Annotated in this window: 15 protein-coding genes and 2 tRNA genes; 6 read left to right on the forward strand and 11 right to left on the reverse strand. The window is 42.2% G+C overall.

Translation table 11 applies throughout. From position 1 onward, the window contains the following. Window positions 1-14: 14 nt before the first annotated feature. The 3 genes from AC58CZ_RS05530 (at window position 15) to AC58CZ_RS05540 (ending at window position 2612) form a co-directional block, all read left to right on the forward strand. Window positions 15-677, forward strand: coding sequence for an SOS response-associated peptidase family protein (locus AC58CZ_RS05530; RefSeq protein WP_494223805.1), 663 nt, complete (start codon window positions 15-17; stop codon window positions 675-677). 182 nt (window positions 678-859) lie between these two features. Then, complete coding sequence (locus AC58CZ_RS05535; protein ID WP_497413140.1) at window positions 860-2170, forward strand: Y-family DNA polymerase; 1311 nt, start codon at window positions 860-862, stop codon at window positions 2168-2170. 16 nt (window positions 2171-2186) lie between these two features. Continuing rightward, a complete protein-coding gene (locus AC58CZ_RS05540) occupies window positions 2187-2612 on the forward strand; it encodes a translesion error-prone DNA polymerase V autoproteolytic subunit (protein ID WP_494223803.1) in 426 nt (141 codons plus the stop codon). Between the two features lie 368 nt (window positions 2613-2980). Here the strand turns inward: AC58CZ_RS05540 and AC58CZ_RS05545 are convergent, their stop codons facing one another. Then, window positions 2981-4000: an AraC family transcriptional regulator gene (locus AC58CZ_RS05545; RefSeq protein WP_339340759.1), complete on the reverse strand. Its 1020-nt coding sequence runs from the start codon at window positions 3998-4000 to the stop codon at window positions 2981-2983. Between the two features lie 173 nt (window positions 4001-4173). Here AC58CZ_RS05545 and AC58CZ_RS05550 point away from each other — a divergent pair, with 173 nt between their 5' ends. The 3 genes from AC58CZ_RS05550 to AC58CZ_RS05560 all read left to right on the forward strand — a co-directional run bounded on the left by AC58CZ_RS05550 (window position 4174) and on the right by AC58CZ_RS05560 (window position 9445). Continuing rightward, the gene (locus AC58CZ_RS05550) at window positions 4174-5607 is read left to right on the forward strand and encodes an aldehyde dehydrogenase family protein (protein ID WP_494223802.1); all 1434 of its coding nucleotides are present in this window, start codon (window positions 4174-4176) and stop codon (window positions 5605-5607) included. 110 nt (window positions 5608-5717) lie between these two features. Beyond that, window positions 5718-7478, forward strand: a complete 1761-nt coding sequence (locus AC58CZ_RS05555) for a GMC oxidoreductase (RefSeq protein WP_093068975.1) — start codon at window positions 5718-5720, stop codon at window positions 7476-7478. Continuing rightward, window positions 7478-9445 (forward strand): alkyl sulfatase dimerization domain-containing protein, encoded by a 1968-nt coding sequence (locus tag AC58CZ_RS05560; protein WP_494223801.1) that lies wholly within the window; start codon window positions 7478-7480, stop codon window positions 9443-9445. Before AC58CZ_RS05555 ends, AC58CZ_RS05560 begins: the two co-directional genes overlap by 1 nt. Before the next feature lie 250 nt (window positions 9446-9695). Here the strand turns inward: AC58CZ_RS05560 and AC58CZ_RS05565 are convergent, their stop codons facing one another. The 10 genes from AC58CZ_RS05565 to fdhD form a co-directional block, all read right to left on the reverse strand. Next, window positions 9696-12797: a type I restriction endonuclease subunit R, EcoR124 family gene (locus tag AC58CZ_RS05565; protein ID WP_494223800.1), complete on the reverse strand. Its 3102-nt coding sequence runs from the start codon at window positions 12795-12797 to the stop codon at window positions 9696-9698. Next, window positions 12790-13962 carry an AAA family ATPase gene (locus AC58CZ_RS05570; protein ID WP_494223799.1) on the reverse strand — a complete coding sequence of 391 codons (1173 nt, stop codon included), beginning with the start codon at window positions 13960-13962 and terminating at the stop codon, window positions 12790-12792. Before AC58CZ_RS05570 ends, AC58CZ_RS05565 begins: the two co-directional genes overlap by 8 nt. A gap of 1 nt (window position 13963) precedes the next feature. Then, entirely contained in the window at window positions 13964-15166 is a 1203-nt protein-coding gene (locus AC58CZ_RS05575; RefSeq protein ID WP_494223798.1) for a restriction endonuclease subunit S, read from the reverse strand. Further along, the gene (locus AC58CZ_RS05580) at window positions 15163-16722 is read right to left on the reverse strand and encodes a type I restriction-modification system subunit M (RefSeq protein ID WP_494223797.1); all 1560 of its coding nucleotides are present in this window, start codon (window positions 16720-16722) and stop codon (window positions 15163-15165) included. Before AC58CZ_RS05580 ends, AC58CZ_RS05575 begins: the two co-directional genes overlap by 4 nt. A gap of 251 nt (window positions 16723-16973) precedes the next feature. Then, window positions 16974-18338 carry a tyrosine-type recombinase/integrase gene (locus AC58CZ_RS05585; RefSeq protein ID WP_494223796.1) on the reverse strand — a complete coding sequence of 455 codons (1365 nt, stop codon included), beginning with the start codon at window positions 18336-18338 and terminating at the stop codon, window positions 16974-16976. A 164-nt stretch (window positions 18339-18502) separates the two neighbouring features. Further along, window positions 18503-18589, reverse strand: a tRNA-Leu gene (locus tag AC58CZ_RS05590). 124 nt (window positions 18590-18713) lie between these two features. Then, window positions 18714-18787 (reverse strand) — tRNA-Cys (locus AC58CZ_RS05595). 177 nt (window positions 18788-18964) lie between these two features. Continuing rightward, window positions 18965-19099 (reverse strand): putative transporter small subunit, encoded by a 135-nt coding sequence (locus AC58CZ_RS05600; RefSeq protein ID WP_208855952.1) that lies wholly within the window; start codon window positions 19097-19099, stop codon window positions 18965-18967. Between the two features lie 94 nt (window positions 19100-19193). Beyond that, complete coding sequence (locus AC58CZ_RS05605; RefSeq protein ID WP_494223795.1) at window positions 19194-20861, reverse strand: sodium:solute symporter family transporter; 1668 nt, start codon at window positions 20859-20861, stop codon at window positions 19194-19196. 908 nt (window positions 20862-21769) lie between these two features. Beyond that, window positions 21770-22732, reverse strand: a complete 963-nt coding sequence (fdhD, locus tag AC58CZ_RS05610) for a formate dehydrogenase accessory sulfurtransferase FdhD (RefSeq protein ID WP_494223794.1) — start codon at window positions 22730-22732, stop codon at window positions 21770-21772. Between the last annotated feature and the right edge of the window lie 71 nt (window positions 22733-22803).

Here is a 22803-nt window from a genome sequence, read left to right on the forward strand (position 1 = left end):
AAAGGTATCACTAAATGTGCGCCAACTTCCAGCCTATAAGCGGCAATCAAGCCAAGCTATTCACCAGTCATCAGCTCGACTTTGACTTCAAAGAAGATGTCTATCCAAACTATGATACGCCTTTGCTATTTGCCAACGTTGATGATGAACAGATGCAATGGCGACAAGCACGCTTTGGTATGGTGCCAAAATGGGCAGATAGTCTTAACATCACGCGCTACACCTATAACGCGAGAAATGAGACGGTACATACCAAGCCAAGCTTTCGTGATGCATGGTTAGGTAGTCAGTTTGCTCTCATACCAGTACAGACTATCTTTGAGCCGAAATACGTAGATGGTCAAGTACAGCGCTGGGGTATTCAGCGAGCTGATCAAGCGCCCTTTACGATAGCCGCAATCTATCAAGCAGCTAAAATAGAGGGCGAGATTATCCGCTCAATGTCACTACTGACTATCAATGCTGATGACCATCCGTTCATGTCACAGTTTCATAAGCCTGACGATGAGAAGCGATCTATTGTCGTTATTGCGCCTGAGAAGCATATGGACTGGCTACACTGTCATCATAGTCAAGCTCACAAGTTCTTGCAGCCCATGAGTGATCAGTTCACCGCAAAGCTTATGCTTCGTCAAACTGGCAAACTTCAAACTCAGCAGCAAAACACTCTATTCTAATCCTTCAAATATCACCCACTGTCGCCACTCTTCAAAACCCTCACGACAACCATCGTCGTCTATAGTTTATGTGCTCTTGAATTTTCAAGCACGCTATCTCTACAATCAAAGGCATCTCTGATCACGTAAATACTCGTGGTTGGTTATGCTTTTTTTTATGCCATCCACCTACTGAGACCACCATGTATGCGCTTGTTGATTGCAATAACTTTTATGCCAACTGTGAGAAGCTTTTTCGCCCTGATCTAAGAGACAAGCCTGTGGTTGTGCTCTCTAACAATGATGGCTGCGTGGTGGCGCGCTCCAGTGAGGCAAAACAGCTTGGTATCAAGATGGGTGTGCCGTACTTTAAGGTCAAAGAGTTTTGTGCGCAGAACGACGTTACCGTCTTTAGTTCAAACTACACTTTATATGCCGATATGTCTCACAGAGTCATGAGCACCCTCGAGAAACTGTGTCCTACCGTTGAAGTCTATTCTATCGATGAGGCTTTTTTATATTTAGCCGATTATCCTACTGCGATGACTGATCTTGATAGCTATGGGCGTAAGCTCAAAAGCATCGTTGAGCAGTACACCGGCATTCCAGTATGTGTGGGTATGGGCAGTACTAAGACCATGGCGAAGCTTGCCAATTACGCTGCTAAAAAACACCCCGCTACTAAAGGCGTCTGCGTGCTAGATAATCTTCGATGGATCAGACGTATCATGCAGATCACCGATGTCGGTGAGGTATGGGGCGTGGGTCGTCGTTACAAGGTCAGACTCAATAAGATAGGTATTCATACGGTTTATCAGCTCGCCGTCTGTGAGCCTGCGAAAATAAGACAGCACTTCGGGGTGGTACTCGAGCGCACCTGCTTAGAGCTTAATGGTCAAAGCTGTCTTGGTATTGAGGCAGTAGAGGCTAAGAAGCAGATCATCTCCTCCCGTTCTTTCTCCACTCGCATTAGCTGCCCTGATGAGCTGAGTCAAGCAGTCTGTAGTCATGCGGCAAAAGCAGCCAGCAAACTACGTAAACAAGACAGCGTTTGTCATTACTTAAGCGTCTTTGCTAAGAATAGTCCGTTTAGTCAGACAGAGAGTTATACCTCTATATCCGGACAATGTCAGTTTATAACCCCAACCGCTGATACCAGAGTGATGGTAGCCGCTGCTCGGCAGATACTGACTCAGATCTTTGCCAAGGACATACGCTACGCTAAAGCTGGCGTCATGCTGTTTGATATCTGCCAGCACCATGAAGTACAGCCTGACTTGTTTGCAGACGATAGTAGCGACAATCAAACCAACCAACAAAGCACATCCAAGAGCGCAGAGGTTATTGCCGTTATGGATCAGCTTAATAAAAGATATGGTCAAAACAGTAATCAGCAGTCTGCTGTGTTTATCGCAAGCGAAGGTATAAAAGATAAGCAGTCATGGCGGATGAGCCGAGACATGCTATCGCCTTGCTATACCACAAATATTAACCAAATACCCAAAGTAGATTAAACCACAGGTGGACTCAATGACGGTTAAGATAATAGGAAGGCTCACTGATGAAGGTGAGACGGTATTGCTCTCGCTTTATAGCGATAGAGTTAAAGCAGGCTTTCCAAGCCCAGCAACAGACTATGTGCAAAACCGCATTGATCTAAACACACTACTTATTCATAGCCCAACGACAACCTACTTGGTAGAGGTGGAAGGCGACAGCATGATTGATATTGGTATCTACCCCAATGATATCTTGATTGTAGATCGCTCATTAAGCGCTAGAAACAAAGATATTGTGATTGCACTAGTCGATGACGGCTTTACCGCCAAACAGCTGATACTCGGTGAGCATATTATCTTACGAGCCCATAATGAGAATTATGCAGATATCATGGTGAAAGGATCGCTTGAGCTGTTTGGGGTGGTGGTGAGTAGTGTTAGGCGGTTTAAGAGGTGAGGTCTATGCAAACAATAATACGACTAATACAGTCTCTCTAATATCTCGTAATGGGAAACTTTAATAGATCTGAGATCTGATCTTTATGTTTTTTAATAGAGCACAATTTAAACAAATGATAGTGTGGATAGCTAGCGAAATAGCATCATGGATTAATGAAAAAATTGAAGCAAGATCTGCTCAGTCAGTGGATAGCCGTATTACCTAAAAGTGAGACGGATAGTAATTTAATGTATTTATTCATTATATCAATAGCGCTAACTTACTTTTTGTCAGTGATATTTGTAACAATTTTTTAAAGTTGATAGATAAGACTTAAGACACTCAGTTAGCTTAGCAGTCTAACTAAAGGATTAAGCTATAATGGACTACGTTACTAACTCCTTAGAACTATTCATCCATTCTGTTGGCGTCATACCGAACCAAGTTTTAAATTGTCGGCTAAATATAGAGAGCTCAGCGTAACCCAACTGATAAGCGACATCCGTTAAGCTAATACTGTCAGTACTCATGATTCTTAAGGCTTCTTTTTTTCTTACCTCTTCTAACAACTCTCTATAAGTTGTCCCTTCGCTTTTCAGCTGGCGTTGGACTTTTTTTGGGTGCTGTCCTACGCATAATGCAACGTTTGCCATACTACAATCAGCAGTAGCCAGTAGCATCTTCATAGAGCTTTCTATTAAAAACATGCCGCCGCGCGCAGTGGTATTACTTTCATTCTCTAACTGCTGCACAATAAGCTGATTTACCAAATCGTCTTCAGAGTAGTAGGGTTTATAGCTTAAATAAACAGTAGAAAAATATATCGCATTCTTTTCGCTATTGAATTCGACCGGGCACCGTAATATGTCGATCAATAACTGTTTTGATTGAGGCGATGGATTTTGTTTTAATTTTATTTTTTCTGGACGCCATGTTGGGCTAATTAAATCTGTTAGAACATTGCAAATCAAACATATAGACAGCTGTGATTTCTGCGCTCTATCTATATTCTGTGTGTTTTGACGTACGACATCAAGCTCGCACAATTTATCAGAGACCTCATTTACTTGAAAGATAAAACTTTCAGCATGAATATAAATATATTTTTGTGCCACAAGTAAAGCTTGCGCTATGTCTCGTTGTTTGGACATATAGACACCAATTAATCCTATCGTCTGGATACTCTGCTTAGCCCCAAGCTTTAAACCGAAGCACTCCTCATTACAGACAATACCTGCTAGCTCTAATAAATTAGTATATCTATCATGATCAATCAGAGAGTTTGGTTCGCGTATCATAGACGGTTTAAAGCCTACTTTATCTAAAATATTTATAGGATCCTGTCCATAGCTACGGACCAATTCTTCAAAACCATTTAGACCTGCCACTCTGATGTAACTACCCATACTATTCTCAATTTTGTCTCAAATTATTAAATCAATGTCCTACATAATCAATTTTTTGTCCTAAAATGTCAAGAAGTTATGAGAAAACCTTGTTAAAGTAAAATGTATAAAGATTCAATTTAGCTATTAAAGCCTTGTGAATCATCATGATAGCAGTGGAAAAGGGATTTTTTATGAAAACCAACTTTGATTTTATAGACTTAGAGGATCAACTACACGGCTGCCTACAACAGCAGAAAAACTATGCAGAAGCACAAGGTATCGAAAGTATTGCGGTTAGAAAAGAATATTTGTTGAGTTTAAAAGCTATCATTAACGATCACCGTGAAGCTTTGATTGAGGCTATCAATCAAGACTATGGTAATCGTTCAAGACATGAGACCTTGTTAGCCGAAATTATTACCGCAACAGATGATATAAATAGCAGTATCAAAAATCTAAAAAAATGGACGAAGGTACAAAAGCGTAAAGTAGATATGAGTATGTACTTTGGCGCAAAAAACCGTCTGATTCCGCAGCCTTTAGGGGTGGTAGGTTTAATCGTGCCATGGAACTTTCCTATCAATTTACTATTTTCTCAGCTGTCAGCCGTTTTTGCCGCAGGTAATAAAGCAATGGTGAAACTGTCTGAGAACTCACGTCACCTAGCCGCTTTATTGATTCAATTGATTCCACAGTATTTTGAACCTGAAAAATTACAGATCTTTGATGAAACGGGCGGGGTAGGTGTTGCTTTTTCTAAGCTGCCTTTCGATCATCTGATGTTTACAGGCTCTGGCGCGACTGGTAAAAAAGTCATGGCAGCAGCGGCAGAGAATTTAACAGCAGTTACTTTAGAGCTAGGTGGCAAATCACCTGCAGTTATTGATCCCAATTATTCTTTGGCAAAAGCAGTCGAGCGCATCATGTTCGTCAAGCAGTTCAATGCGGGACAAATCTGTACCAATATTGATTATTTATTTGTACATGAGTCACAAAAAAATCGCTTTATCCAAGCGACTAGCGAATGGGTGGCACAGCATGTCCCTGATATTCATCATAAAGACTATACCTCAATCATTGATGATCGCGCGTTTCAGCGTTTGGTTCATTGCGTAGAGGAAGCGCAAAATAAGGGCGCCACAGTAATCAATTTAAATAATCAACAAGCGGATGCCGCAGCCCGTAAATTTCCGCTGACTTTGATTTTTGATAGTACTGATGCGATGGAAATAGACACTCGAGAAACCTTTGGACCGATTTTGATGGTTAAGACTTATGACCAACCTGAAGAAGTCGTTCGTTACATCGCTCAGCGCGATCGTCCATTGGCGTTCTATCCATTTAGTAAAGATAAAGCTTTAGTGAATTACTATATCAATCATGTGATGTCTGGCGGCGTGTCGGTAAATGATGCTTTATTTCATGTAGGACAGCACGATTTGCCGTTTGGCGGGGTTGGCGCTAGCGGTATGGGGCATTATCACGGTTATGAAGGGTTTTTGAACTTCTCAAAGATGCGGCCTGTGTTTTATCAAGCTAATTTCTCAAGCTTAAAATTTTTGGCGCCGCCCTACGGCAATTTCGCTGATCGAGTACTGAACTTTTTGGCTCGTGTTAAATCCTAATTTTTAACCGCAGCGCTCGACTATAGTCCTATATTTTAAACTTCAAATCGTTAAAAAAGTATCTGTATGAGCTGAATGATAAAACGCAAACTATTAAAGGAGTTAATAGCATGTTAAATAAGGATATTCAATCACAGTCAGAACCACATTTTGACTTTGATCAAATTATTATTGGTTCAGGTTTTGGTGGTTCGGTCAGTGCACTGCGCCTAAGTGAGAAAGGTAATAGTGTACTAATCCTTGAAAAAGGAATACGTCGTGAAGATAAGGACTTTCCAAAAACCAATCTCGATACCAAAAACTATCTGTGGGTACCTGAATTAGGTATGCAAGGGACGCTGCAGATGAGTTTTACTAACAAAGTCACTGTCGTACATGGCGTCGGCGTTGGCGGCGGATCACAGATTTATGCCAATGTACATTTTATTCCTGATGATGAAGTTTTTAACTCGAAAGCTTGGACGCGGCTGCGTAGCGATTGGAAAGAGACACTATTGCCGTATTATGGATTGGCACAGCGGATGCTTGGCACGGCCAAAAACACGTATACCAACATTGCTGATGACACCTTACAAGAAGTCGCCCAAGAGATGGGCTACGGTGATAGCTACAAGACAGTCAATACTGGGGTGTTTTTTCCGCTACCAGACGGTGAGAGAGGCAAGATTGTAAAAGACCCTTACTTCAACGGCGATGGTCCAGATCGCCGGACCTGTCAATATTGTGGCAACTGTATCATTGGCTGTCGATATAATTCTAAAAATACTTTGATGAAGAACTATTTGTATTTTGCTGAGCGTAACGGGGTTGAGATACGCCCTAGCTCTGAAGTTGTCAAAATCACCCCGTTAAGCTCTGATGGTAGTGATGGCTATGAGCTTATCGTAAAAGAAACACTGGGTAAAAAAGTACGCCAGTATAAATTACGCAGCCGAGGTGTCGTGGTATCTGGCGGAGTCATGGGGACGGTGCCGCTATTACTCAAAATGCGCGATAAGTATAAAACGCTGCCCAATATTTCATCTGAATTAGGGCAGGAGATTCGTACCAATTCTGAGACCTTAACCACTGCCAATGATACCCGTGAAAAAGTGGACGATGGGGTCGCTATTAGCTCATTTATATCCGTCGATGACAACACCAATATGGAGGTCAATCGTTTTCGAGAAGGCTCAGATGGTACTTGGTTATATGCGCCTTATGTGCCGATGGTCACAGGACCCAGATTCATAAGAATTTTGAAGTTCTTTATAAATACTTTAATCCATCCATTAAAGACGGGCAGAATGCTGCGCCCCAAAGGTAAAGCTCGTAGTTCTATTTTGTTTTTAGTGATGCAAAAGTCTGAGGCTTTTATTCATTTAGAATGGCGGCGCAAATGGTATCGCTTTTTTAAAAATGGCATTACGGCAGTGCAAAAAGCCGATGACGAGCCGTTGACTGTCTCTTTTCCATCAGCTGAAAAAGCCACCCGACTATACGCCAAAAAGCTAGGCGGGGAGCCGGGCTCTGCACTAAGCGAGGTGTTACTAGGGACGCCTATGACAGCGCACGTCATGAGTGGCGTCGCTATGGGTACCGATGCATCTAATGGCGTGGTAGATTTCTCCGGGGAAGTGTTCGGATATAAGAACTTGCGAGTGCTCGATGGATCGATCATTCCAGGGAATTTAGGGGTTAACCCCTCTTTGACCATTACTGCCTTGACGGAGTTTGCTATGAGTCAGATTCCTGTATTTTCGGCAGAAAAAGCCTCTAAAATTAAGCCTATCGATTTCAATGAACCGCTTGCAGGACAAGTCTCTCATATCAAAGGAATAGGAGATTTAGCAAGTGATTTAAATCAGATAAAAGAAAAGGAGTTCGTATAATGATTAAGAAAATTTTGGTAGCCGCAGTTTCGGGCATATTACTAGTAGGAGCAGCACAAGCAGATGATCTTTTGAGCAGTAAGCCTGCGAGTAAATTTACCATGCAGCAGAACTATGCCGTATTGTCACAACTGCCTTTTAATGATAAACAGGATTTTGAGTTTGCTGCCAAAGGCTTGATTGCAAAGCCTAAGTCGAAACAAATAAAAAATGCAAAAGGCGAGATTGTCTGGGATTTAGCAAAATTTGATTTTTTAAATCAAGATAAATTTATAGCTTCAATTAATCCAAGCTTACAACGCCAAGCTCAGCTCAATATGAATTATGGCTTATTTAAAGTCACGGATCGGATTTATCAAGTTCGTGGTTTTGATCTGACTAACATTACCTATATTAAAGGTGATACAGGTTGGATTATTTTTGATCCGCTAACCGTACCAGAGTCTGCAAAAGCCGCTCATGCTTTGGTGACTAAGTATTTAGGTGAGCGTCCCGTCAAAGCCGTGGTATATAGCCATGCTCATGTTGATCACTTTGGCGGCGTAAAAGGCGTCATCAGTCAAGAGCAAGTCGATAATGGTGAAGTACAAGTCATTGCCCCGCGTGATTTTATGGAGCACGTGGTAAAAGAGACGGTACTTGCAGGTAATGCGATGGCGCGGCGTAGCTCGTATCAATATGGCATTATGATGCCTAAGAATAAGTATGGCGTGGTAGATGGTGCATTAGGTAAAGGAGTACCTACGGGTTTAGTTGGTTTGATTACGCCAACTTATATTGTAGAAAAAGATCAGGAGACTTTAAACATTGATGGGGTGGAAATGGTATTTGAAAACGCCCCAAATACCGAGTCACCATCAGAGATGATCACTTGGTTTCCGCAGCTCAAAACCTTATGGATGGCTGAAAACACGGTCGCTGGTATGCACAACCTGTATACCATTCGCGGAGCACAGGCTCGTGATGCTGCGACGTGGAGTAAGAGCATCAATCAAGCGCTACAAACTTATGGTGTCAAAGCAGATGTACTGATGGCTTCTCATCATTGGCCGCGGTGGGGCAAAAACAATATTGTAAAGTATCTAGAAAAGCAGCGTGATATGTATGGCTACCTACATGATCAAAGCCTACATCTGGCTAATAAGGGCGTAACGATTAATGAGATTCATGATCAGTTTAAAATGCCTGAAGCCTTAGATCAAGAATGGTATAACCGTGGTTATCATGGCTCAGTCAGTCACAATGTACGCGGAGTAGTGAACAAGTATATTGGTTACTACGATGGCAATCCAGCTACCCTGAATAAACTTAGCCCAGATGAAGCAGGTAAAAATTATGTTGCGTTAGCAGGCGGTAGTGAAGCTTTATTAAAACAAGCAAAAGCCGCTTTTGATCGTGGTGAGTACCGGTGGGTGGCAGAGCTGATGAATCATTTAGTATTTGCAGAGCCTGACAACATAAAAGCTAAGGCACTGCAGGCAGATACTTTGGAACAACTCGGCTATCAAGCTGAAAACGCAGGCTGGAGAAATGCCTACTTAGCTGCTGCTTATGAATTACGTAATGGCGTTCCTACAAACGTAAAAACCACTACTGCTGGTCCCGATCTAATCACCGCTATGGATACTGAGCTAGTATTTGATTACATGGGTGTGCGCCTAAATGCGGAGCGCGCGCTCGGCAAAGATTTTAAGATTAATGTGGTACTGCCAGATCGCAATGAAAAGATTGCTCTTGAATTAAAAAACTCGCACTTAAATGTGATGGCCGATACGCAAGCTTCCGATGCTGGTTTGACACTCACCTTAAACCGTGAAGATTTGAATACCTTACTGACTAAAACTGGCACGTTCGAATCGTTAATGAAGCGAGGAAAAGTGCAGCATCAAGGCGATTTGAGGTTGATTCAGCAGTTCTTTGGGATGCTAGATGATTTTGAGTATGGGTTTAATCTTGCTACACCTTGATATTAAGGAAATATGCATCAGAGTATCAAAAGCTTTATTAATTAGATGATAAAAAGCCATCAGATGGTAAGGTGTTTTTTAACACAAATTATCTGATGGTTTTATGTATTGTTAATAAAGTATTGCTGTAGAGAAGTGCCTCATACTCGTGTATATAGCTTCGATCGAATGAGGATGAAGGGTTGCTTTTTGGGAGTGCCAGATTATTTAAAAGATAATGAATTGGATAATTGAGACAGTTATACCCTCACTAAACCTGACCGCCCACGCCTTTAAACTTCTCAACTAAAGCCACGATCCTCTGAAATACGCTTTGCTTCTTGGTTAGGTATTGGGGATTCAGTGGGCTAAGTTTTGGCAAAATAGCATTCAGCTCTGTCCCGTTTTCGCTAGGGTATTCTCGCTTTAGGGAAGCACTGATATAACGTTTAGCGGCAGCTTGATTGAGATTTTCATCAACGATTAGCTCTTCAACTTCGCGTTGCTGCTCAGCTTGCGCAAAAGTAAAGAAAGACTCAATGATGCTAGATTTGTCGGGAATCTTATCTAAATTAGTTTGATTAATAAAGTCGACGACTAAGCTCTCTTTAGCGCGGTTGCCAATACTAGCGCGAATAAGACGCCGTACTTCCTCGACAAGCGCGGCTTTATCCTTAGTTTTTTTGTTATGCTCAAAGATTAGTTCTAAGATATAATCAAGATTAATCTCTTGCGACTTGAGCAAATCGACTTCGAAAACTACCTCATCCCAATCAATATTAGACTCTTGTTGCTCATTGCCTGATTTTTCACGGCGTATCCAATCGCGAATATCATTATAGGTTGAGCGGTAATCCTGCACCGTGCGCTCAGTAGGCACCTTGATGGCTTGCATAGCCATTAAGTCGTCATCCTCAAGATAATGATCCGCTTTGAATGCTTCTACGGCAGTAGCGTCGTTCATGTCTAGGTCTTGCAAGGCCTTTAGACTCTCGAACTCGTCATAGTTTTGTAGGATATTCTCAACACGCAGATACTCACCAAATAACTTGGCGAAGTCCTTTTTATCTTTTTCTTTGACGATTTCATCAGGGTCAGGGAAGCGTTGTTCTAGCTCTTTGACCACTTCAAGATAGCCACGTCGTGCCTTGCCAGTGACTAAATCGGTAAAGCCTGCCATGTATTCTTTATAGCTTTTCTCTAGTACCACGTTTTTGGTATTGTTATTACCGAATAGAGTAATAGCGTCAATAGTCGCTTTTTCTAAATCGCGAAAGGTGACAATATTGCCAAAGGTTTTCGTGGCATCATAAATTCGATTAGTGCGTGAAAAGGCTTGCATCAAGCCATGATAGCGCAAGTTTTTATCGACGAATAAGGTGTTTAGTGTTGGCGCATCAAAGCCTGTCAAAAACATACCGACGACAATAAGTAAGTCTACTTCTCCGCTTTTGACTCGCTGCGCCAGATCGCGGTAGTAGTTCTGAAAGGACTTACTGTCGACGCCGTAGTTGGTCTTAAACAGCGCGTTATAGTCGTTAATGGCAGCACTCAAAAACTCTTTAGCGCTACTATCCATAGCTGATAGCTCAAAGCTTTCATCGACTATCTCACCGACAGCTTGCTGCTCTTCATTAGCGGCAAAAGAGAAGATCGTAGCGATCTTAAGCGGTTTGGCGCTGTCCTGTTGCAATTTATTTAGCATTTCATAATAGGACTTTGCAGCATCGACACTACTGACAGCAAACATGGCATTGAAGCCTTTGCCATTGCCTTGTAGACGATGAGTCTTTTGCCTAAATTTCTTTAGTAGATACTCAGAAATCTCTCTGATACGTTCAGGATGTAGCAGTAACTGCTTGTTTTCGCTTGCGGTTAGCTTTTGTTCATCGGTCTCGCTCTCGATAGCTGTGAACTGTGGGCGCACGTCGTTATAGTCGACTTTGAATTTGAGCACCTTTTCATCACGGATAGCATCGGTGATGACATAAGAGTGCAGCTCACGTCCGAATACGCTAGCGGTAGTCTCCGAACCTAAAGCGTTCTGTGGAAAGATAGGTGTGCCAGTAAAGCCAAACTGATAGAACTTCTTGAACTTTTTCTTTAGGTTTTTTTGTGCTTCACCAAATTGGCTACGGTGCGCTTCATCAAAAATAAAGACTACTTGCTTATTATAGATAGGCAAGTCGCTCTCGCTCTTGATGAGGTTATTGAGCTTTTGGATGGTGGTGACGATGATTTTATTATCGTCCTTGTCCAGATTGCGCTTGAGCCCTGCGGTGCTATCCGATCCGTTGACGCTATCAGGGGAGAAGCGCTGATACTCCTTCATGGTCTGATAATCAAGGTCTTTACGATCTACCACAAAGAAGACTTTTTCGATAAAATCAAGCTCAGTCGCTAGCCGCGCCGCTTTAAAGCTGGTCAAGGTCTTGCCGGAGCCTGTGGTATGCCAGATATAGCCGCCGCTCTCAAGCGTGCTCCATTTTTTGGCTTGATAGCTGCTATTAATCTTCCAGAGGATGCGCTCGGTGGCGGCGATCTGATAAGGGCGCATCACCAATAAGGTGTTACTGATATCGAATACCGAATACTTAAGCAGCACGTTTAGTAGCGTGGTCTTTTGAAAAAAGGTCGCGGTAAAGTCCTTGATGTCTTTGATCAAGGCGTTATCAGACTTCGCCCAATTCATGGTAAAGTCAAAGCTGTTTTTATCGCGTTTGGTGGTATTGGCAAAGTAGCGCGTGTCGGTGCCGTTTGAGATCACAAACAGTTGCAAGTATTTAAATAAGGAGTTATCGCTATTGAAGCTCTCTTTGCTATAGCGGTGTACTTGGTTAAATGCTTCACGAATGGCAATACCGCGCTTTTTTAGCTCGACTTGTACCAGCGGCAGACCGTTGACAAGGATAGTGACGTCGTAGCGATTGGCGTGGGTGCCGGTCTGCGCGAACTGTTTGATCACTTGCACTTTATTATTGGCAATGTGGGTTTTATCGAACAGATAGATGTTTTGGATACGCCCATCATCAAAGACAAAGTCATAAACATAGTCATCATGGACTTTGCGGGTCTTATCGGTGCTGTTATCGCTAGGATTATCAAGATATTCGAGCAAAAACCGCTGCCATTCGTCATCACTGAACGTGACGTTATTAAGGCGCTGTAATTGCGCGCGGACATTGATGAGCATTGCGTTTTGGGTGGTCAGCTCGGGCAAATACTCATAGCCTTGAGCCCGCAAGTCTTTTATCAGCTCGCGCTCTAGTTCATTTTCGCTTTGATAGGCTTCGCTGACTTGCTGGGCTTTGCTGTACTTATCGAGGACAATGTAATTATTCGATTCGGCGATAGTATTATTATAATTAACCATTTTGCTCTTCCTGTTGCCAGTAGCCGTATTGATTTAAATTGTCAAGCAGCAATTTCACCATAGCTTTTTCTGGTGTGGTTGGCTCTGCCATTTCTTCATTTGATAATGTATTATGTGGATAGAAATTCATAATTCTATTAGCATAAGCTTTTTTATCACCGGGCAACAGATCAGACCATCTATTATAGCCAAGAAAATTAGCCGTTTTTTCGTACAAGTTACGCAGCAGTGCGAAATGATAGCGTTGTACACTATTATCTTTCGTTGCCTGATCTATTAAATTCTTAATATGAAGATGGTATGAAAAACTTTGATTAGAATCACCATGTTTTGTTTCGAGTTCGAATTTTCCATCATCTAATCGACTAAGGATGTAGCCAGATTTTGCTTTAATTTCGTTATACAAAACGTTATAGAAAAGAGGGTTGTGAGTGGAGATTATAAATTTAATATTAGACTCGCTGGATTTAATCAGGCGTCCTAAATTGACAGCCAGTTGTATCAAATGATTTTCATCTAACGAACTAACTGGGTCATCTATAAATATATATTCTAATTGATTAAACTCATCTGTCACACGATCAGTTAATTCTGCTACGTTTAATACGCTGATTACTTGATCTAGTAAGGTATAAAAAACACTCCAAATGAAATTGCTTTCTTCCCCTTTGGATATTTTGAGATTACCTAAATGATCATTGTTACCACGCTCAAGAGAGAAAGTCACCTCTGAAAATGCTTTAACAGTGATGTCTCGACCATCTTTTTTAGTAATGTACTCCTCATTAAAACGTGGCGTTAATTTATCATTTGTATAGCGTTGAAAGTGCTTGATTATATTACCGTCTTCGCCTAAGTCACTAAGCAACGCTATTAACCAATGAGTATAAGTGTTAGGCTGAATTTTTAGCTTGGGTTCGGTGTCACCTTCCAAATCGTTATCCCAATAAAAAAGATCTTCAGTAAAAGCATTGTAATAAAGAATTTTTTTACGAGCCAATTCTACTTGTTCTTCATTATTTACCTCAATAATTTTAGGTACGATCAGCTCTTTAAACTCTTTTGAAAGGCGTGTTTTACCAGTGCCATTAAACGCATAAATCAGCTGTACTTTTTTATCAGAGTCTTTAAGCATCTGGGCGATTTCTGTTAATGATTGACTCATATTAGACGTCCTCGGGCTTTGGGAAGCTTAATAAAAGCTCGCGGTAATACTCATACTGCTGCTGACGTAATTCAATCTCACGCGGTAAGCCTGCGGTTAAGGAGGTGGTTAAAGTGTCAAATTTATCTAAGATATTGACGATGCGCTCTTTTTCTTTGAGAGAAGGATTAGGAATACTAATACTGTTCAAGTTTTTCTGATTAAGTTTAGGCTGAGCTGCTCCTGAAATGTACGGAGTTAGATCAATACTATTTAGATAATACTCAACGTATTTTCTTTCTGCGTATGTTTCAAACTCAAGTACATGAGCATGATTATTGACCCAATTTTTTCCACTAATACTGAATGCTATAGGAGTGCTTCTAGCCAATAAATTTGCACCATCTTCTGATACTAATAAATAGTCGCCATCAAATATATAATCTTTAACGTAATCAACGATACCTGATGCTCCATAATATGGAATATCACCAGCTTCTCGTAAGCTACTAGTTATAGGTTTGCGTTTAGAGTCATGGTTCTCGGCAAGCTCACCTAAATTTGTGTTTTTAACTTCACTATCTTTGAACGTAAATAATTGTCCACGATAGTAGACATATTGCTTTACACGTGCCAATAATTCTGCGGTAAGCTCTGCGGTAAGGGTGGTAAATGTATCCAAAATTTGCACCACTTTATTTTGGACGGTGAGAGGAGGAATTGGAATAGGGATATGAAGCACGTCATGCATACTTGGATGTTTAATTCCAGATCCACGATAAAATGAAGAAATTAGTTCAATTTGACTTGATAGATAATAGTAAAGAAATTTATTGCTAAGAATTTCTTTATTATTTGATGTTGCGATACGATTGTCTGTAGTTACGAACTTACCTTTATAATATTGAACAACTGGATTACCACCCCAAGGAATTGCTATTATTTCACCCTCACTCATCTTATCTTTTACAAGTTCTTCACTAGTCCAAATATCTGACAAATTTGTAGTCAAAAGCTTAACGTCACCATTTTCTAAAGCTAAAGATTTTAAGTCTTTTGCTAAGAAATATTGATATTTTATAACCTCTGGTTGTTTTTCTCGTTCAACTGCATTAAATTTTTTATCCCAAATAGTAACTTGCCAAAGGGGCTTCCATTCAACTTTATTACCAGTATGCAAGTCCATGTTGTTTAGCAATTTCTCTAAATAAGTTAATTCACTCATGCTTGAGACTCCGACCCTTCTATTTCTGCAACGATCACATCAATATCCTTACGCAATTGATCTATCTTGGCCACGGTGGTTTTTAGCTCAGCATTGAGGGTATCGATGTCGATGACTTCGCGCGTGTCCTCAGCTTCGATATAAGCGCTGACGGACAGATTATAGTCATTATCAGCGATAGCGCTATTATCGATACTAGCGGCGAGATAGTCGGTATTTTCCTTACTATCGAACAGTTGCATGATCTGCGTGATATGCTCATCAGTTAAGACATTGGTATTAGTCTCTGATTTAAACAGCTTACTAGCATTGATAAACTGAGTTTTGCTATCGGTTTTATGCTTCGACAGCACCAAGATATTGACCGCGATAGAGGTGCCAAAGAATAAATTTGACGCTAGTGAAATCACCGTCTCGACATAGTTATTATCGACTAAATACTCCCGAATCTTTTTCTCTGCACCGCCGCGATAAAATATACCGGGGAAGCAGACAATCGCCGCGCGGCCTTTGCTCGATAGATAGCTGAGCACATGCAGCACAAAAGCAAAATCGGCCTTGGACTTGGGCGCGAGCACCCCAGCAGGCGCAAAACGCTCATCATTGATCAAGGTTGGATCATCGCCGCCGATCCACTTGACCGAGTAGGGCGGATTGGAGACGATCGCATCAAAGGGCTTATCATCACCAAAGTGCGGATTGAGTAGGGTATTGCCAAGAGTGATATTGAACTTGTCGTAATTGATGTTATGCAAAAACATATTCATCCGCGCCAAGTTATAGGTGGTGTGATTGATCTCTTGCCCAAAAAACCCCTCCTCGATGATATGGGCGTCAAAATGCTTTTTGGCTTGCAGTAGGAGCGAGCCTGAGCCTGCCGCTGGGTCGTAGATCTTATTGACGGTTTCTTGCTTATGCATCGCTAATTGTGCGATGAGCTTAGAGACGTTTTGTGGCGTAAAAAACTCACCGCCAGACTTGCCTGCGTTGGCTGCATAATTAGAGATCAAAAACTCATAGGCATCACCGAATAGATCGATTTGATTATCCGCGAACTTATTGAAGCTGAGCTTTTCTACCCCTTTTAGCACCTTTGCAAGTCGCGTATTCTTATCCGCTACTGTATTGCCTAGTCTATTACTAGTGGTATCAAAGTCAGCAAACAAACCCTTGATATCAGACTCAGAAGGATAACCATTGGCTGAGTTTTCAATATCAGCGAAGATAGCTGCTAGATCGGTATTGAGGTTATCATTTTTATGGGCATTGGCAGCGATAGTTGTAAACAGTTGGCTTGGGTAAATAAAATAGCCTTTGGTCTTAATCGCATCATCTTTGATCAGCTCAATGCGTTCATCATCATCAGCGAATGACGCGTAATCAATACTGTCATCATCGCCTTCGATATAGTTAATAAAGTTTTCACTAATAAAACGATAGAACAGTGTGCCCAACACGTACTGCTTAAAATCCCAGCCATCGACTGAGCCACGTACGTCATTGGCGATTTGCCATATCTGGCGTTGAAGTTCGGCACGTTGTTGAGTACTGGTCATCGAAAGTCCTATAAATAACAAATTAATAAGGCAGATAGCATACTATCCGGCTACTCGTTTTGACACCACTTTTTGCATTTGACAATTAATCTATAAGTAATGACATTATGCAACTGCATTTACATAGAAGATTTAGGTTCTAAAACTTCGTTTGTATTACTGTTAAGTTCATTAGATTCAAATAATCAATTAAGAGTACAGGTCAAAAAAGGTTTTTAGTAAATAGTATATTATTGAATAAATTTAAATACCTAGTCTGGTTTACTAGCTTCAAGCAAGTCCAAAACCTTATCCTCGCCAAGTTGATCAATCAACGCTTGCAGCTGGGCTGTGGGATCAGCATAGTCTTTCGCATCGGCTCTAAACGATGGGGTATCTCTACCTTCTCTGAGCGCATCTAAGTAGTCCGCCCAGTTTTGCATCATCTCACTGCGATCGTCAATGTACTCGAATCGTCCATAAGCCGTGCCATTAGGGTCTTTAGTCGTATGACCTAATGCCATCTCTACAAGCACAAGCGGATACTTTAACTGCTCTTGTAGGATGGTCTTCGCTGTCGCTCGAAAGCCATGAGCACAGTGTACATCCTGGTAGCCCAAATCTTTTAATCGCTTATTCGCCGTCGCATCAGAAATAATCTGATGCTTTTTTGCCGTCTGACTAAAAAACACATAAGGAGTATGACCATTGATCTTTTGCTGTTCACGCAAGATTGCTACTGCCTGACGAGGTAGGGGAACCACCATATCCTTGACCATGTTCACTTTACCTTGTCCCTTTAGCGGCTTTAGTGTCCACCTGCCAGCATCAAGATCAATATCAGCCCACCGCATACGCCTGAGATCACCATTACGCACAAATAGTAATGCTAATAGCCTAAGCGAGTTTATCGTGTTTGGTTCACCTTCTATAGTTTCTATATCACGTAGCAGCTTAGCAAGCTCTTTAGGCTTAGTGATCGCAGGGCGATGACCGTAGCTTGACTTAGCCAACTGACTTTTAATTAATGCCGCAGGATTGCTCGTACAGAAGCCACGAGCACCCGCATATACAAATACGTCACTAGCGATACCTGCGCAGCGTTCAGCCTTGTCTGTAGGCTTGCCAGCCTTATTTAATGAGTTCGCTTGGATGTCTAACAGTACTTCAAGCATTCTAGGTGAGCTGATCTCGCTGATAGGCTCATCACCTATGTATGAGCAAATCAGCTCAAGCCGACCTCTTTTGCGAATAAGCGTATTGCTCTTTTGAGTCTGATCTAAACTATCAAAATACTCCCATGCAAAATGATTAAAGCTTTTTTTAGTTTTATTAACAAGTCTTTTCTTTTCTTCTTCACGATATGTTTTGGGATCAATACCTTTGCTTAGAAGTTCTTCATACTCACGCCATATTTCACAAGCACGAGCATACGAGATACTTGGATATATACCGATGGATATAATACTTTGCTTAGGATTTGAAGGAGGGTAGTAGCGGTACATCCATGACTTAGTTTCAGTAGGACGTACCATTAAGAATAGCTTAGGATGGTTTTTAACAGCAACGAAGTACTTCTTGTCTTCAGGCTTATGACTGCTGATGCTTCGATCTGAACTTATCGCTTTTCTTTCCATAACCTAGATCTCCATGAGTACACTCAAAACTCAGTATACTTGACAGTATACTCAAAGTGCATGGATTAGGAAAGATTCATAAGACAGTATAGGATGCCAGATACAACAAAGCCCCTGATATCAGGGGCTTTAGCTATTCTATAAGATAGTATAGAACTATATAATGGTACCCGGAGCCGGACTTGAACCGGCACGCTATTGCTAGCGAGGGATTTTAAATCCCTTGTGTCTACCAATTTCACCACCCGGGCAAAACTTGTATTATCTAACATGTAAACTAGCTGATAGACCATCTAGTTACTAGATAAGTGGTCGCTATTATAATCAGTTGAGATAATAATGCAAGCCAAAATTAACGTAAAGTTAATAAATAATTGGAGGCTGGAGTCGGAATCGAACCGGCGTTAACGGAGTTGCAGTCCGCTGCATGACCACTCTGCCATCCAGCCAATCAAGGTGGACTATATTAGCAAAAATAATTTAAATTACAAGTCATTTTTTGGCTAAAAATAGCTTATTTGCTCACTTGTGCTGATTTTAGTGCTTTTTTATGAGTTTTTTGCGTATTCAGGCTCATCAGCGAGCCGGACTCACTGATGAGAGTACTGATCATTGAGTGTGTACTTTTATAATATCTCTTCGTTATTACGTTTGGCTCGTTTGATATCGCGATAAGTCGCGGTACAAATCAATACCAGCACGCCGAGCGTAATGGCTGGCCAAATTAAAATATATAAGCCGTAGATAAAGACGTTGTCCATGATATCTCCTTATAGTATTTATGAAGGGTTGCCTGTGCAGCTGGTCACATATTGACCAACTGCCAAACCCGCAAGCGGTGCTCGCTACCTGTGTTTATGAAAGCTCAGAGGTCGATGCCTTGGCTTTTTCATCATAATCGCCGACACGTTGATTGATTAAAGCAAAATCAAAGTGTTCATCACCCATGAGGCTAACGATGATACAAACGATGGTGCTAGCACCATAGGCCGTTAGTGAGGCCAGTAGTACCATGTACTGACGTAAGAAGCCTGTGGCAAAAATAAGCATCAGTATCAGCGTGATCGCTGCCGCTACCATGCCGATTTTACGACCCAAAAAGCCAAAGACCATCAGTCCAATCACGACTGCGGCGCCCACACTGGCCAGTATTTCAAAGAAAAGGGCAGTAAAGCCTGTCATCGGTAGCAGCTCAAAGCGTACCACACAGAATAGCAGCAGGCCGATGATGACCGCCGAGGTAAAGGCGGTATTGGTCACGCGGTTCCAAAACACACTGGCGATGACCGGAAAAACAATCGCGCCCCACAGCGCCCCTACAAAGACTAACATCACCAAAATATCTAGCTTAAAGCTGGCAAAGATCAGTCCAGCAGCGGTGGCGATAATCATCGTGCTACGACCAACGAGCATCATTGTTTTAGGCTTGACGCGGCCTTTGGCAATGTTTTTGCCATACACATCCGCCATCATAATGGTCGATAAGGCCGACAAATCCGAGTCGGCTGTCGATGATAGTGAGCCAATGACCAAGATAAAGAACAAGGCGATAAATACAGGGTGCAAGTAAGTGCTGACCATTTGCGGAATCAGATTATTCATATCGCCATTTAGCGGCTCGATACCGATGGTCAAAGCCATCAATCCGATCATACCAAGACCGATGACGATGCCAGCATAGCCGACCGTGGCGGTAATAAAGGTCTGTTTAATCTTAGTCTTATCGATCGCAAACAAGCGCTGCGTGATGGTTTGGTTACCAATCGCATAAGCAAGTACAGCGACAAAATAGGGCGCTCCTTGCTGAAAAAACGCTTCGGATGAAAAGAAATCCTGCTGTTCAAGCGTGAGGTTAGCGAGGCCATCGACCATGACTTGCGGCCCACCCATCGCAAACAGTACCGCTGGAATAATGACAATACCGATGGCCATCAAAGCGACCAATTGCGCAAAGTCTGTAAAGACGGAAGCGCGAAACCCTGAGGTTAGGGTGTAGCTTAGCACCCCGATACCTGCAATCATGACCCCCGTCTGAAACGATAATGGCGATAATACCGACACCAACGCCCCAGCTGCAGTAAAGTTGACCATCAAGCTAATTAAGCTGCCCATAAGGTTGGATATGGCTAAAATTAATTGGCTTGATGAGCCATGGCGGGCGTGGATAAGCTCACCTAAGGTATGACCATCGGGTGCAAGCTCACGAAAGCGCATACCAAAAGGATAGATGAATAAGATCATCAGCGCGCCCCAAAAGCCGTAATGTATCGGCCCTGATACGCCATACTTGTAGCCAGAGGTCGCCGCCGCATAAAACGATGCCGCCCAAATCCAAGTAGCGGTCATACTAGCAGCACCCATGCCAAAGCCGACGCCATGGCCTGCCACCATAAATCCTGAAGTGGTTTCTTTGTCTTTTTTGATCAGCAATGACAACAAATACGTGCCGCCATAAAACGCTAACAACAATAAAATAATGGTTAACGATGAAAATTGGAACAGTGACTCAGTTTTCAAATTCATACCTCGCGATTATTTTACATAAATAAAAGTTTAATAGTATACTTTATCCAAAACTGTTAAGAATATAATAAAGCCCATAAAATGCTTATGTAGAGGCATCACACAGTGCTAACAATTGGCCGTCATAAAAAGCGGTCAGCGCCGACCCAAATGCAGCGCGCTGGCGCACTTAGTGTTTTAAGAGTAGAGCCTGCAACCTGTAAATGACAACTGCCCATTGACATCATGCCGGTTACTCACTGTTGTACGTCATTTGAGAAAATCACATGCAACAGTGAGCCACGTCTCACAAAAATCGCAGGGCAGTCCTCAGCATGCGTCTGTTGATGGATAGTCCATCACGCTGTCAAGTGGTCATACTTGATAGTAGCTGGCTGCTATAGAGCGCTGACAAGGCAGGTATCTACAGCAAAATTATGGATAAGCACTCAGTCATCTGCTGATGACGGTGCTAAGTGTAGACAGCTTTATCGGCTAATATGTATAGCCGGCTGAAATACACCCAAGCATGAGCGAATTTTTGCCCATGATTAGGTAATTGACGCATTACCTGTAGTTAAGTATCAAACACGCTACAGCCCTGATGCGTCGCATCATAGGCTCAGTATTTATAAATAAAACTACAGCTATGTTAACTATGTGTAACATACTCGTGCACTAAGGGTACCCTATTCTGCCGTGAAGCTCAAATCTATCGGTCAGTTATCTGTAATAAATGACCAAAAGGCAGAGGCAGACCTCAAGAAAAATGGCATTGACAAATGGGGTTTATGAAAAGGTGTTTGTGAGGGTATCAATAAGGCTAACGTATTGAATGGTGGCAGTATTGAATGATCAATGTGAGGGTATCAAAGTAAACGAATCGATGATAACGACAGGATTTAGAAAATGTGGTTAGGCAATACTCATCAAATACCAGTGTAGTAGGTGACTCTATTGTCACGCAAAAACCCAGCCAGCCCCAAACCATAGCGCTGGGCGACCCGTACGGCCGTACTGGTGGGCGCAGACATGCCAACGAGCCAAGGGATACGCCCCCGAATCGATTTTTGTACCAACTCAATCGATAATCGTGAGGTCATGAGTACGCAATCAACCTCTACTTTTTGTCGCAGTTGCCAGCCAATCAGTTTGTCTAGTGCATTGTGACGGCCTACGTCCTCAAACAAGTACAACTGCTGATTGTATATCGTCGCTGCGGCATGCACAGCTCCTGTCAGTTGGTGTGTATGCTGTGCGGAATCTACTTGCTGACGTAGTGCTAATAGATACTCAAGGCTTGGCATGGTTGCTTTAGAACCATGTATGTTTGCTTGTGAGTAGTGGCTCAAGTCGGGCAATGCCTGTGTCAGGCCCGTAATACCGCACATGCCGCAGCCTGTACGCCCCGCCAGTTGACGCTTTTGTGCTTGGATACGCTGATGGCAGCGCTGGTTTAGCACCAGCTCTACGACATAGATATCATAATCTTGGAATTGCTCTAAGCGTTGCTCAATGGAGGCGGATTCAAGATCCCCATCGTTTAAGGATTGAGCAAACTTTTGGTAGATGGCAATATCCGTAAGATGTGTCACTTCCCAATCAAGCAACTCATAACTGTGCTGAATCAAACCCTCGCTAAATAAGAACCCAACAGCCAAATACTCTAGTTGGTAAGGGCTGGCCATCAGTACCGCATAATGAATCCCATTAATAACGATTGATACCGCTGCCTCTACTGCCAAACTGGTGGTTTGAGACTCAATACAGCTTTGAGGTATATCGGCTCCATGAGCCTTGTCCGATGGATAATAATGCTTCTGCGCTAAATGTTTGCGAGCGAGCATTGTCTCGGTTGCGCCATTATCATTATCCTCAGATATCTCAGTCATAACTACTCTAGTTTCAGTTGTCTCTGCCATCATAGCCATTTTGCTAGAGGACTCACTTTGCTCAAAATTAC

This window comes from Psychrobacter sp. CR212 (assembly GCF_059693765.1).